Raw genomic sequence first — 13,705 nt, forward strand, 5'->3', positions numbered from 1 at the left:
CGCGGCGTTGTGGCGCCGCGCTTCCAGGAGGGGCATACACATGCCGCGTTTTGTGCATTTGATCGCCTGTGTCCTACAGGTGTTGTTCGTGTCGGCAGGAGCCCACGCAATGGCTAGCAGTCTCGTTTTACCCACCACCGCGCAGTTGGCCGGACATTGGCAACTGCACCGACAGGATCAGGTCTGTGCCCTGGATTTGCTGGAGCAAGCCACCGCGGTGGGGGGCGATGTGGCCTGCGTCGAGCAATGGCTGGGAGACAAACCCCTGACATGGTCGCCGACGCCGGACGGGATCTGGTTGATGAATGCCGAAGGTTCCGGGATTACCCACTTGAATCGTCAGCGCGACGGTGAATACCAGGCGCGCACGCCATCTGGCGATATCGTGACATTGCAACGAATACCTTAGTTTTTAGTTATAACGCTATAACTCGAATTTAATAGTTGGCCGCCGCTTATTCAGGGGCTGGGGCAACTATTGCCGGTCATTGGGTTCAAGGAAGATCAAACACCATGGCGAAGCCCCCTGTTATTGCGCCTTTATTCAAGGCGCTGGGTGAATATAAAAGTATTTTGATCAGCGTTGGCTGTTTCACTGCATTAATTAACCTGCTGATGCTGGTGCCATCCATTTATATGCTGCAAGTGTATGACCGCGTGCTGTCCTCCCAGAATGAAACCACTCTGGTGATGTTGACGCTGATGGTCGTCGGTTTCTTCGCCTTTATCGGCAGCCTGGAAGTCATCCGCAGTTTTATCGTGATCCGCATCGGCAGCCAGTTGGAACGGCGCTTCAACTTGCGCGTGTATAAAGCTGCCTTCGAACGCAACCTGCAACGCGGCCAGGGGCATGCCGGGCAGTCCCTGGCAGATTTGACCCATCTGCGCCAGTTCATCACCGGGCCGGCGCTGTTCGCGTTTTTTGATGCGCCGTGGTTTCCGATCTATCTGTTGGTGATTTTCCTGTTCAACGTGTGGCTGGGCGTGCTGGCCACGGCGGGGGCCTTGCTGCTGATCGGCCTGGCCTGCCTCAATGAATACCTGACCAACAAGCCCCTGGCTGAGGCTGGCGGTTACTCCCAGCAATCCAGCCAACTGGCCACCAGCCATTTGCACAACGCCGAAACCATCCAGGCCATGGGCATGCTCGGCGCGTTGCGCCAGCGCTGGTTTGCCGTGCATTCGCAGTTCCTGGGCTTGCAGAACGCGGCCAGCGACACCGGCTCGGTGATCACCGCGCTGAGCAAATCCCTGCGCCTGTGCCTGCAATCGTTGGTGCTCGGCCTGGGCGCATTCTTGGTGATCAAGGGCGAGATGACCGCCGGGATGATGATCGCCGGTTCGATCCTGATGGGGCGGGTGCTCAGCCCGATCGACCAGTTGATTGCCGTGTGGAAGCAGTGGAGTTCGGCCAAGCTGGCCTATCAGCGGCTTGACCAACTGCTGCGCGAATTTGCGCCGGACGTCGAGCCGATGGCCTTGCCCGCCCCCAAGGGCCAGGTGAGTTTCGAGCAGGTCAGCGCCGGCCCGCCGGGTCGACGCCTGGCGACGCTGCATCAGGTCGGTTTCCACCTGGGCGCCGGCGAGGTGCTGGGGGTGCTGGGCGCGTCGGGGTCCGGCAAGTCCACGCTGGCGCGGGTGCTGGTGGGCGTATGGCCAACCCTGGCCGGCACCGTGCGCCTGGATGGCGCGGATATCCATCGCTGGGACCGTGACGATCTTGGCCCGCACATCGGTTACCTGCCCCAGGACATCGAACTGTTCAGCGGCAGCATCGCCGACAACATTGCGCGCTTTCGCGATGCCGACCCGGCGCAGGTGGTCCAGGCGGCGCAACAGGCCGGCGTGCATGAATTGATTCTGCGCCTGCCGCAAGGCTACGACACCGTGTTGGGCGACAACGGCGGCGGCCTGTCCGGCGGCCAGAAGCAACGGGTGGCCCTGGCGCGTGCGCTGTATGGCGGGCCGCGGCTGGTCGTGCTGGACGAACCCAACTCCAACCTCGACACCGTCGGTGAAGCCGCGCTGGCCAGCGCCATCGTGCAGTTGAAGGCCCAGGGCAGCAGCGTGATTCTCGTCACCCACCGCTCTTCGGCCCTGGCCCAGGCCGACAAGTTGCTGGTGCTCAACGAAGGCCACCTGCAAGCGTTTGGGCCGAGCCAGGACGTGCTGCGCGCGTTGTCCGGCCAGCAGGCGGCGACGCAGGAAAAAACCGGCGTCAGTTTCAGTCGTCAGTATCAAACCGCAAGGAATCCAGGCGCATGAGCATGCTCACTGTGGAACAACGCGACGCCGCTTTTTTCGTGCGTCTGGGCTGGTGGCTGACGGTGGTCGGCGCCGGTGGGTTTTTCCTCTGGGCCAGCTTGGCGCCGCTGGACCAGGGCATTCCGGTGCAGGGCACCGTGGTGGTCTCGGGCAAGCGCAAGGCCGTGCAGACCTTCAGCCCCGGTGTGGTCAGCCGGATCCTGGTGCGCGAAGGTGAGACGGTCAAACAGGGCCAGCCGCTGTTTCGTCTCGACCAGACCCAGAACCAGGCCGATGTGCAATCGCTGCAAGCGCAGTACCGCCTGGCCTGGGCCAGTGTGGCGCGCTGGCAGAGCGAGCGCGACAATCGCGCGGCCATCGTGTTTCCCGCCGAACTCAGCACCGCCCCGGACCCCGCGCTGGCCCTGGTGCTCGAAGGCCAGCGCCAACTGTTCAGCAGCCGCCGCGAAGCCTTTGCCCGTGAACAGGCGGGGATTCGCGCGAATATCGACGGCGCCACGGCGCAGCTCAATGGCATGCGCCGCGCACGCAGCGACCTGAGCGCCCAGGCTCAATCCCTGCGCGATCAACTGAGCAATCTGCAGCCCCTGGCCGACAATGGCTACATCCCGCGCAACCGTTTGATGGAGTACCAGCGCCAGCTGTCCCAGGTGCAACAGGACCTGGCGCAGAACACCGGCGAAAGCGGCCGAGTGGAGCAGGGCATCCTCGAATCGCGGCTCAAACTGCAGCAGCACAGCGACGAATACCAGAAGGAAGTGCGCAGCCAACTGGCCGACGCGCAACTGCGCAGCCTGACCCTGGAGCAGCAACTCACGTCCGCCGGGTTCGACCTGCAACACAGCGAAATCAACGCGCCGGCCGATGGCATTGCGGTCAACCTCGGCGTCCACACCGAAGGCGCGGTGGTGCGTGCCGGGGAGACCTTGCTGGAGATCGTGCCACAGGGCACGCGGCTGGAAGTCGAGGGGCATTTGCCGGTCCACCTGGTGGACAAGGTCGGCACCCACCTGCCGGTCGACATCCTGTTCACCGCGTTCAACCAGAGCCGTACCCCGCGTGTGCCGGGACAGGTCAGCCTGATTTCCGCCGACCAACTGCTCGACGAAAAAACCGGCGCGCCGTACTACGTGCTGCGCACCAGCGTCAGCGAGGCCGCGCTGGAAACACTCCACGGCCTGGTGATCAAGCCGGGCATGCCCGCCGAGATGTTCGTGCGTACCGGCGAGCGCTCGTTGCTCAATTACCTGTTCAAGCCGCTGCTCGACCGCGCCGGCTCTGCGTTGACCGAGGAATGAACATGAAACCGCTGTTCATTGCCGTGCTGTTGAGCTGTGCGCCTGCCCAGGCCGCCATGGGCCCGTTCGATGTGTACGAGCAGGCTCTGCGCAACGATCCGGTGTTCCTTGGCGCGCTCAAGGAACGCGACGCCGGCCTGGAAAACCGCACCATCGGCCGCGCCGGGTTGCTGCCGCGGCTGTCCTACAACTACAACAAGGGGCGCAACAATTCCGAAGCGCACCTGCCTGACGGGCGTGGCGGCAGCTATCGCGACGCGCGCAATTACAACAGCTACGGCTCGACCTTCAGCCTGCAGCAGCCGCTGTTCGACTACGAAGCCTATGCCAACTACCGCAAGGGTGTGGCCCAGGCGCTGTTTGCCGATGAAAGTTTTCGCGACAAGAGCCAGGCGCTGTTGGTGCGGGTGTTGAGCTATTACACCCAAGCGTTGTTCGCCCAAGACCAGATCGAGATCGCCCGCGCCAAGAAAAACGCCTTCGAGCAGCAGTTTCAGCAGAACCAGCACCTGTTCCAGCAGGGCGAGGGCACGCGCACCGACATCCTTGAAGCTGAATCGCGCTATGAGCTGGCCACGGCCGAAGAAATCCAGGCGCTGGATGAACAGGACGCCTCGTTAAGAGCGTTGGGCGCGCTGATCGGCGTGCAGAGTGTCAATATCAACGACCTCGCGCCGCTCAATCAGCGCTTCGCCGCCTTCAGCCTGACGCCGGCCAACTACGACACCTGGCACGCGCTGGCGATCAGCAACAACCCGACGCTGGCCTCGCAACGCCAGGCCCTGGAAGTGGCGCGTTATGAAGTGGAGCGCAACCGTGCCGGGCACTTGCCGAAGATCACCGCGTATGCCAGTTCGCGCCAGCAGGAATCCGACAGCGGCAACACCTACAACCAGCGCTACGACACCAACACCATCGGCGTCGAAGTCAGCCTGCCGTTGTATGCCGGTGGCGCTGTCTCCGCGTCCACGCGCCAGGCCAGCCGTGCCATGGAGCAGGCCGAATACGAGCTGGAAGGCAAGACCCGCGAAACCCTGATCGAACTGCGTCGCCAGTTCAGCGCCTGCCTGTCGGGCGTGAGCAAGCTGCGCGCCTACCAGAAAGCCCTGACCTCGGCCGAGGCGCTGGTGGTGTCGACCCGGCAAAGCATCCTCGGCGGCGAGCGGGTCAACCTCGATGCGCTCAACGCCGAGCAGCAGCTCTACAGCACCCGGCGCGACCTGGCCCAGGCGCGTTATGACTACCTGATGGCCTGGACCAAATTGCACTACTACGCCGGCAACCTGCGCGATACCGACCTGGCGCAAGTCGATGAGGCCTTTGGGCCGGTGGGCAAGCAGCCGTAGCTGCACCTGGGACGTCATTGCGCTTTCTCGACAACTCCAACAACAGAGAGGCACTACCGATGGGAATCTTTGATTATAAAAACCTTGGCACCGAGGGTTCCAAGGCGCTGTTCGCCGATGCGATGGCGATCACGCTGTATACCTACCACAACCTGGATAACGGCTTTGCGGTGGGCTATCAGCACCACGGCTTGGGCGTTGGCCTGCCGGCGACGCTGGTCGGTGCATTGCTCGGCGGTGCCGACTCCCAAGGCGTGATTCCCGGTATCCCGTGGAATCCCGATTCGGAAAAGGCCGCCCTGGAAGCGCTGCAACACGCCGGATGGACGCCGCTCAGCGCGAGCACCCTGGGTTACGCCGGCAAGGTCGACGCCCGGGGCACGTTTTTCGGTGAAAAGGCTGGCTACACCACCGCGCAGGCCGAAGTGCTGGGCAAGTACGATGACGCCGGTCGACTGCTCGAAATCGGCATCGGCTTTCGCGGCACGTCGGGGCCGCGGGAAAGCCTGATCAGCGATTCCATCGGTGATCTGCTCAGCGATCTGCTCGCCGCCCTGGGCCCCAGGGATTACGCGAAGAACTACGCCGGCGAAGCCTTCGGCGGTTTGCTCAAGGCGGTTGCCGAGTATGCCGGCGCCCATGGCCTGAGCGGTTCCGACGTGCTGGTCAGCGGCCACAGCCTCGGCGGGCTGGCGGTCAACAGCCTGGCGGAGTTGAGCGACCAGCGATGGTCGGGGTTCTACAAGGACACCAACTATGTGGCCTACGCGTCGCCGACCCAGAGCGCCGGCGACAAGGTGTTGAACATCGGCTATGAAAACGACCCGGTATTCCGTGCGCTGGACGGTTCATCCTTCAACCTGTCGTCCCTGGGCGTGCATGACAAGCCCCATGAATCGACCACCGACAACATCGTCAGCTTCAACGATCACTACGCCTCGACGCTGTGGAACGTGCTGCCGTTTTCCATCGCCAACCTGCCGACCTGGGTGTCGCATTTGCCCAGCGGCTATGGCGACGGTATGACCCGCGTGCTCGAATCCGGGTTCTACGACCAGATGAGCCGGGACTCGACGGTGATCGTCGCCAACCTGTCCGACCCGGCGCGGGCTACCACCTGGGTGCAGGACCTCAACCGCAATGCCGAGCCGCACAAGGGCAACACCTTCATCATCGGCAGTGACGGTAATGACCTGATCCAGGGCGGCAAGGGCGCGGACTTCATCGAAGGCGGCAAGGGCAACGACACCCTTCGCGACAACAGTGGCCATAACACCTTTCTGTTCAGCGGGCCGTTTGGCCAGGATCGGGTGATCGGCTATCAATCGAACGACAAACTGGTGTTCACGGATGTGCAGGGCAGCCTGGATTATCGCGAGCACGCCAAGGCGGTGGGCGGCGATACGGTGATCAGTTTTGGCGCGGACTCGGTGACGCTGGTGGGGGTGAGCAACTGGTCGGGGGAGGGTGTCGTGATCGGTTGAAACCGCGTTGGCACGCGGTTCAAAGGGTGGGAGCAAGCGGGCTCCCACATGTTTGATGAGGGATGCAGGGCGGGATCAGTCTTCCTTGCGAACCGTGGCCACATCATCGGCCCTGACGCGGATGCGCTTGCCGGCGATGTCGGTGAATTCATAGAAGCCGTCGGCGGTCTTGGTCTTCGGCGTGTCTTTGGTTAAATACTGCGTGCCGTTCTGCAATGTCACTACGGTTTGCGTCGCGCAACCGGCCAATACCAGAAAAGTGAGTGCAACCAGTGGCAGACCCAAATTCTTCATGTTCATAACCCTTACCTTAACCCTGAAAAGTCCCGCGGCCTGAGGCAGCGGGCCATAAATGTTACGCCATCAATTCCCCTATCTGATCACTTTTACGCAAAAAGTTGCGTGCGCCATTTATCTATTACCGATTGCAACAACGCGTCAGCGGCGGCACTCTGTATGCATAACCAGTACTTAATCGCTGCGGACCATGCCCGAAACCCTCGAAAACCCCCTGTATTACCTGCATAACTTCCGTCAGGTGCTGGATTGGCTGGCACAACGCTATGCCGATCTGCTCGATGCTGAAGAAGCGCATTTCATTCAGCAATTCGACAGGTTGCCGCAGGCGTCCCAGGCATTACTGGTACGTCTGGTGATGCGCAAGGGCGTGCATTTTCGAGCGGGCAAGCTCAATTACCCGGAGATCGGCTGCGCTCATGCGGCAGCGCGCCCGCTGAAGGCTTTGGGTTGGGTGGATGATCAGTGCCTGCTGGGCTTTGACGAACTGTTCGGGTTGCTGCAAAAGGGCGAGTTGCTGGGCGCGTTCCAGCCGTGGATCGAGCAGCCCAAGGGCAAAAAGGCCGATTGGCTCGAGCAACTGGCGCCGCAGTTCGATGAGCGTCGCTGCTTTGCCCACTGGTGCCCCGAGCTGGATGACGTGCTCTATAGCGTCACCGTGATGGACTTGTGTGATCGCTTGCGCTTGATGTTCTTCGGCAACCTGCATCAGGACTGGTCGGAGTTCGTGCTGGCGGACCTGGGCATCTACACCTACGAAAAAGTCGAGTTTTGCGCACAGTCCCGTGGTTTGCGCAGCCGCGATGACGTGCTGGGGTTTCTGTTCCTGCACCAGTGCCAACAAGCCTTTGAGTCCGCGCAGGCGCTGGACAGCGTGCTGGCGCAGATCGCTACGTTGCAGACCGACAACCCCTGGCTGGAAAAACGCCGGGCCAAGCTGTTGTTCCAGGTCGGCCAGTCTTGCGAGCGCAGTGCCGAGTTGGCGTTGGCCGAGCAGATCTACCGGGCCTGTACTTATCCCGGCGCGCGCGCACGCTTGATTCGCGTGCTGGAGCGCCAGGAAGACTACGCCCAGGCCATGGCCCTGGCATGTGCCGCCCACGAGGCCCCGGAAAGCCCCGCCGAGCAGCAACACCTGCTGCGAGTGTTGCCGCGCCTGCGGCGCAAGCTGGGCGCGCCAGCCGTGCCCAAGGCCAAGCCTCGGGACGTCACGCGCCTGGACCTGGCGCTCCCGCCGCCGCCGCCCTCGATGGCGGTGGAGTATTGCGTGCAGGCGCATCTGAGCGAGCCCGATGCGCCGGTGTACTACGTCGAAAACGGCCTGATCAATTCGCTGTTCGGCCTGCTGTGCTGGGAGGCGATCTTCGCGCCGCTGCCGGGGGCATTTTTCCACCCGTTCCAGCGCGGGCCGGCGGATTTGCACAGCGAAGACTTCCATCAGCGTCGTGCGTCACTGTTTGCCGCCTGTCTCGAGCAACTGCAGGATGACCGCTACAAACACACCATCCGCCAACGGTACGTGGACAAGTGGGGCATCCAGTCACCCTTTGTCTTCTGGAACCTGCTCAGTGAAGAACTGTTGGAGCAGGCCTTGGCATGCTTGCCCGCCGAACACTTGCGTTGCTGGTTCGAGCGGCTGCTGCTGGATATTCGCGCCAACCGCTCGGGTATGCCGGACCTGATCCAGTTCTGGCCCGCGCAGAAAACCTACCGCATGATCGAAGTCAAAGGCCCCGGCGATCGCCTGCAAGACAACCAACTGCGCTGGCTGGAGTTCTGTGGCGAGTACCAGATGCCGGTCACCGTCTGCTATGTGCGCTGGGCGCAGTCCGCTTGAGCTACACCGTGGCGGTGCGCGCACTGTGTGAGTTCACGGCCAAGGTCGGCGACCTCGACCTGCGTTTTACCCCGTCGCCCAGCGCCCAGGAAGGCATCGCCGGCCATCGCACGGTCGCCTCGCGGCGCAGCGCGCACTACCAGAACGAAGTGGTCCTGGAAGGCGAGTACGAGGAACTCAAGGTGCGGGGCAGGGCGGACGGCTACGACCCGGACAGCAACCGCCTCGAAGAGGTGAAGACCTATCGCGGCGACCTCGACGCCCAGCCCGCCAACCATCGGCAATTGCATTGGGCCCAGGTCAAGGTCTACGGCTGGTTGATGTGCCAGAAGCTCGGGCTTGCGCACATCGATTTGGCGCTGGTGTATTTCGATATCGTCGGCGAGGGCGAAACCTCGCTGAACCAGCGCTTTGCGGCCGCCGATCTGCAATGTTTCTTCAACCGGCAATGCGCGTTGTTTCTCGGTTGGGCCCGCCAGGAGATGCAGCACCGCGACGCCCGCAACCGCGCCGCACAGGCCCTGGCGTTCCCCCACAGCGCCTTTCGCCCCGGCCAGCGCAACCTCGCAGAGTCGGTGTACAAGGCCGTCAGCACCGGCCGCTGCCTGATGGCCCAGGCGCCCACCGGCATCGGCAAAACCGTCGGCACGATCTTCCCCATGCTCAAGGCCCTAGCGCCCCAGCAACTGGACAAGGTGTTGTTCCTCACCGCCAAGACCCCGGGTCGCAAGCTGGCCCTCGACGCCGCGCAAGTGCTGTATGCCAGCAGTCCCGAACTGCCGCTGCGCGTGCTGGAGCTGGTGGCGCGGGACAAGGCCTGCGAACACCTGGACAAGGCCTGCCACGGCGAATCCTGCCCGCTGGCCAAGGGTTTCTACGACCGCTTGCCCGCCGCGCGTATCGCGGCCGCCAAGGTGCGCCTGCTCGACCAACGCAACTTGCGCGAGGTCGCCCTGGAGCACGGTCTCTGTCCGTATTACCTGAGCCAGGAAATGGCGCGCTGGAGCGACCTGGTGGTCGCCGACTACAACTACTATTTCGACTTCGGCGCGCTGTTGTTCGGGCTGGCCCAACTCAACCAATGGCGCGTCGCGGTGCTGGTGGACGAAGCCCATAACCTGGTGGAGCGCGCACGATCGATGTACAGCGCCAGCCTTGATCAGTACACCCTCAAGACCCTGCGCGATACGGCGCCGGAGCCGTTGAAGAAACCCTTGCGGCGCTTGAATCGTGAGTGGAACGCGTTGCACAAGGACCAACTCGCGCCGTATCAGGCCTACGCGGCCAGACCCGACAAAATGCTCCAGGCCCTGAGCCTTTGCGCCGGCGCCATGGGCGACTATTTCAACGACCACCCCGAAGCACTCAATGGCGATCTGCAGGCGTTCTATTTTGAGGCACTGCAATTTGCCAAGGTCGCCGAGCTGTTCAACGAACATTTCATCTTTGATATCAGCCTGCGTCAGTTGCGCGGCAAGCGCAGCAGTTCCACCTTGTGCCTGCGCAATGTGGTGCCCGCCGAATTCATCCGCCCGCGATTGACGGCGGCGCGCAGCAGCGTGTTGTTTTCCGCCACACTCAGCCCGCGCCACTACTACGCCGACCTGCTGGGCCTGCCGGCGGACACTGCCTGGGTCGACGTGGAATCACCGTTCAATGCCGCGCAGTTGCGGGTGCGGATTGTCGATGAGGTCTCCACCCGGTTCGTGCATCGCCAGGCCTCGCTGGAGCCCATCGTTGAATTGATCGCCGAGCAGTTCGCTCACCAACCGGGTAATTACCTGGCGTTCTTCAGCAGTTTCGATTATCTGCAACAAGTGGCGCTGTTACTCGCCGAGCGACACCCGCATATCGCACTGTGGCAGCAGTCACGCGGCATGGCCGAAGCCGAGCGCCGGGCGTTTCTCGAACAGTTCACCGAACACAGCCAGGGCGTCGGTTTTGCGGTGCTGGGCGGCGCGTTTGGCGAAGGCATCGACCTGCCCGGTGCGCGCTTGATCGGCGCGTTCATCGCGACCCTGGGGCTGCCGCAACTGAACCCGGTCAACGAACAGATGAAGCAGCGCATGGGCGCGATCTTCGGCTCCGGCTATGACTACACCTACTTGTACCCGGGCATTCAGAAAGTCGTGCAGGCGGCGGGGCGGGTGATCCGCAGCCAGCAGGACCAAGGCGTGGTGATGTTGATCGATGACCGGTTCGGCGAAGCGCGGGTGCGGCAGCTGTTGCCTCGGTGGTGGGCGATAGCGACTAAAGCGTGACGCCGCTCAATTGCGCGCTCAATGCCCAGAGCCGCTCGGCTTGCTCCGGATCGATGGCCCATGCGCGGACGCCGGAGCGTTTGGTGTCGTCCTGAGAGAGCACGGCAACCTCACAATCTTCGCAGTACAGGCCGCCCATACCCTCCAGTAAAGGGCTGACGCCACACCACAGCATCGTCGCTGCGCCTTGTTCGGGACGTTTGTAATGTTTGGCAGGACGGATGTTCCCTGAATCGTCCAGTGCTCCAATCAACGCCAGGTCGTCCCTGTCAAGGTAGCGAACCAGGTCCGTGAGGATCTCCCCGGGATGCACGGAAAATGCACGCACACCGTGTGCTTTACCGCGTTGATCCAGCGCCACGGCAAACAGCGCGTTGGCCGTCTTTGATTGGCCGTAGGCGGCCCACTTGTCGTAAGGGCGTCGCTCAAACTGTGGGTCTTCGAAATGAATAGGGCTCAACCGATGGCCTAGCGACGATACCGACACTACCCGCGCACCGTCGGCTTCGCACAAGGCCGGCCACAGGCGCGCGGTCAGTTGAAAGTGGCCCAGATGATTGGTGGCGAACTGCGCTTCCACACCCTTGCCGTTGCGTTGCAGTGGCGTGGCCATGATCCCGGCGCTATTGATCAACAGGTGTAATGCCCGCCCGGACGCCAGGAAATTGCGTGCAAAGCAGTCGATGGACGCCGAGTCGAGTAAATCCAGGTTGCCCCACTCAACCCCGGCAATGCCATCGAGGTTGCGTTCGGCCTTGAGCGGGTCCCGTGCAGGCACGATGACCTGCGCACCTGCGGCTGCCAACACGCGCACGGCTTCCAGGCCAATGCCTGAATAACCACCGGTGACGATGGCAGTCATACCGTGCAAATCTTTACCCGCCAACGCTTGCATAGCGGTTGTCGTGCCGTCGAATCCACTCTCGATAGGGCGTTGTTTATTGATCATAGGGAGTTCTCCAGGGGGAGCCGCTATGTTCTCCCCTGGATGCCGGACGCGAAACGCCATAAAGTCCGTATTTCTGTCGCGATCGTCCGGAGTTTTTTTATGGATACCCTGTCTGACGTGGTGGCGCTGTTAAAGAGTCATCGGTCCTATTTCGCCGGCCTCAAGGCTGGCGGTGATTGGGCCCTGGATTTTCCACCGCCGGAGGGCATCAAGTTCAATGCCGTGGTGGAGGGAAAGTGTTGGCTGGAAGTCGAGGGCATGCCCGTACCGATGCCCTTGAGCGAGGGCGATTGCTTTTTGTTGACGCAGAACCGTCCCTGGAGGTTGTCCAGCAACCTTGCACTGGAGGGCGTTGACGCGCGCGCGGTGTACCGTGACGCTGTGGGGGGGATCGCTCGCCTGGGTGAGACTGTGGATTTGTTCCTGATAGGCGGGCGCTTTAGCTACGGTGACGACGCCCGTCTATTGCTGGAGGGGTTGCCGCCGGTGGTGCGTATCAGTGCGAGGTCCGAGCAGGCCAGCGTGTTGCGCTGGTGTCTGGATCGCCTGGCTCGGGAATATGCCAGCCCGATGCAAGGCGCGGCGTTGATGACCGAGCATCTGGCGCAAATGATGTTGGTGCAGATCCTGCGCCTCTATCAGTCATCCATGGGCGCCACTACCACCGGTTGGTTGGCGGCGTTGAACGATCCGCGGTTGGCGCCGGTACTGCAGCAAATACACGCCGCGCCGGCACGCCGCTGGACCTTGAGCGACATGGCCGGTGTCGCGAGCCAATCCCGGTCGACCTTTGCCCTGCACTTCAAGCAGCGGGTCGGAATGGCGCCCCAGGAGTATCTGACGCGCTGGCGCATGCACCTGGCGTTACAGGCCTTGAACACGTCTGCCAGAAGTGTTTCCTGTATCGGCCAGTCACTCGGGTATCAGTCGGACAGCGCGTTCAGCAGTGCCTTCAAGCGCCTGATGAACTGCTCCCCGCGGGAATACCGCGAGCGAAAGCACGCGCCCCTCGGTGTCTAAACCACCTCCAGGTACGAGCGGTGAATCGCCCGCGCCAATTCGCGTACCGTGTCGATGAATTCCGTCAGGCGGCTGTGCAAGCCTGCTTCGAGGATTTCGTCGATCCCGGTATAGCGCAGCCGCGCTTCGAACTCGGCGGCCAAGCGCTGCGCGGTGCGCCCATAACTGCCTGGCAAGTCCGCCAGAATGTGGCTCAGTTCCTCGATACAGGCATGCAACGAACGCGGCACATCACTGCGCAACAGCAGCAACTCCGAGACCGAGCGTGCATTCAGCGCATTCGGATACAGCTCCGTGTACGCCTCGAATGACGACAGGGCGCGGAGCAGGGCGCTCCACTGGTAATAACCGCGTGCCGACAAGTCGCTGACTTCCTCCGATTCCTCGCCGAACATCTCGTAGCGCGCATCCAGCAGGCGCAAGGTGTTGTCGGCGCGCTCGACGAAGGTGCCCAGGCGAATGAACCGGTAGGCGTCATTGCGCATGATGGTGCCGGACGTCGCCCCGCGAAACAGGTGCGAACGCTGCTTGACCCAATCGCAGAAGTGGCTGATGCCATGGCGCGCCAGCCCGCCGGCGGCGATGCTGCGCATTTCCAGCCAGGTGGCGTTGAGGTTTTCCCACATGTCGGCGGTGATGCGCCCGCGCACGGCATGGGCGTTGCCCCGTGCGGCGCGCAGACAGTTATAGATGCTGGCCGGGTTTTCTTCGTCGAGGGCGAAGAAGTGCAGCATGCGCTCGGCATCCAGTTGGCCGTGGCGCTCCAGGTAGCTGTCCAGGGTGCCGCTGCTGAGCAGCGACATCGCCAGTTCGTCCAGGCCATCGCTGCGCCCGGCCTGGGGCATCAATGACAACGAATAACTGACTTCGAGCATGCGCGCCAGGTTCTCGGCACGCTCCAGGTAACGGGACATCCAGTACAGGTCTGCGGCGGTTCTACTCAACATA

11 protein-coding genes are annotated in these 13,705 nt (G+C 62.5%); 8 read left to right on the forward strand and 3 right to left on the reverse strand.

The genetic code is table 11. The annotated features are described in order from the left end of the window. Nucleotides 1-40: 40 nt before the first annotated feature. From ACP7E3_RS13075 to ACP7E3_RS13095, 5 genes are all read left to right on the forward strand, one after another. Complete coding sequence (locus tag ACP7E3_RS13075; RefSeq protein ID WP_017845713.1) at nucleotides 41-409, forward strand: AprI/Inh family metalloprotease inhibitor; 369 nt, start codon at nucleotides 41-43, stop codon at nucleotides 407-409. 104 nt (nucleotides 410-513) lie between these two features. After that, the gene (locus ACP7E3_RS13080; protein ID WP_128191468.1) at nucleotides 514-2,265 is read left to right on the forward strand and encodes a type I secretion system permease/ATPase; all 1,752 of its coding nucleotides are present in this window, start codon (nucleotides 514-516) and stop codon (nucleotides 2,263-2,265) included. Beyond that, nucleotides 2,262-3,563: an HlyD family type I secretion periplasmic adaptor subunit gene (locus ACP7E3_RS13085; protein WP_017845715.1), complete on the forward strand. Its 1,302-nt coding sequence runs from the start codon at nucleotides 2,262-2,264 to the stop codon at nucleotides 3,561-3,563. Before ACP7E3_RS13080 ends, ACP7E3_RS13085 begins: the two co-directional genes overlap by 4 nt. Nucleotides 3,564-3,565: 2 nt before the next feature. Beyond that, a complete protein-coding gene (locus tag ACP7E3_RS13090) occupies nucleotides 3,566-4,909 on the forward strand; it encodes a TolC family outer membrane protein (protein WP_128191467.1) in 1,344 nt (447 codons plus the stop codon). A gap of 59 nt (nucleotides 4,910-4,968) precedes the next feature. Next, complete coding sequence (locus ACP7E3_RS13095) at nucleotides 4,969-6,393, forward strand: polyurethane esterase (protein ID WP_426123297.1); 1,425 nt, start codon at nucleotides 4,969-4,971, stop codon at nucleotides 6,391-6,393. A 75-nt stretch (nucleotides 6,394-6,468) separates the two neighbouring features. Here the strand turns inward: ACP7E3_RS13095 and ACP7E3_RS13100 are convergent, their stop codons facing one another. Next, complete coding sequence (locus ACP7E3_RS13100; protein WP_017845718.1) at nucleotides 6,469-6,693, reverse strand: YgdI/YgdR family lipoprotein; 225 nt, start codon at nucleotides 6,691-6,693, stop codon at nucleotides 6,469-6,471. Between the two features lie 187 nt (nucleotides 6,694-6,880). On the opposite strand from ACP7E3_RS13100, the gene ACP7E3_RS13105 reads away from it, so the two are divergent. Both ACP7E3_RS13105 and ACP7E3_RS13110 read left to right on the forward strand, forming a co-directional pair. Then, nucleotides 6,881-8,527 (forward strand): VRR-NUC domain-containing protein, encoded by a 1,647-nt coding sequence (locus ACP7E3_RS13105; protein ID WP_426123299.1) that lies wholly within the window; start codon nucleotides 6,881-6,883, stop codon nucleotides 8,525-8,527. After that, nucleotides 8,524-10,788 (forward strand): ATP-dependent DNA helicase, encoded by a 2,265-nt coding sequence (locus ACP7E3_RS13110; protein ID WP_426123301.1) that lies wholly within the window; start codon nucleotides 8,524-8,526, stop codon nucleotides 10,786-10,788. Before ACP7E3_RS13105 ends, ACP7E3_RS13110 begins: the two co-directional genes overlap by 4 nt. On the opposite strand, the gene ACP7E3_RS13115 is transcribed toward ACP7E3_RS13110, so the two are convergent. Continuing rightward, nucleotides 10,778-11,737, reverse strand: a complete 960-nt coding sequence (locus ACP7E3_RS13115) for an oxidoreductase (protein ID WP_169881103.1) — start codon at nucleotides 11,735-11,737, stop codon at nucleotides 10,778-10,780. The genes ACP7E3_RS13110 and ACP7E3_RS13115 overlap by 11 nt on opposite strands. 99 nt (nucleotides 11,738-11,836) lie before the next feature. On the opposite strand from ACP7E3_RS13115, the gene ACP7E3_RS13120 reads away from it, so the two are divergent. After that, entirely contained in the window at nucleotides 11,837-12,757 is a 921-nt protein-coding gene (locus ACP7E3_RS13120) for an AraC family transcriptional regulator (protein ID WP_046383354.1), read from the forward strand. Here the strand turns inward: ACP7E3_RS13120 and ACP7E3_RS13125 are convergent. Further along, nucleotides 12,754-13,704 (reverse strand): alpha-E domain-containing protein, encoded by a 951-nt coding sequence (locus ACP7E3_RS13125; protein WP_017845722.1) that lies wholly within the window; start codon nucleotides 13,702-13,704, stop codon nucleotides 12,754-12,756. The genes ACP7E3_RS13120 and ACP7E3_RS13125 overlap by 4 nt on opposite strands. Nucleotide 13,705: the final 1 nt, after the last annotated feature.

The organism is Pseudomonas sp. PSPC2-3 (assembly GCF_049898265.1).
Taxonomy (GTDB): Bacteria; Pseudomonadota; Gammaproteobacteria; order Pseudomonadales; family Pseudomonadaceae; genus Aquipseudomonas; species Aquipseudomonas veronii.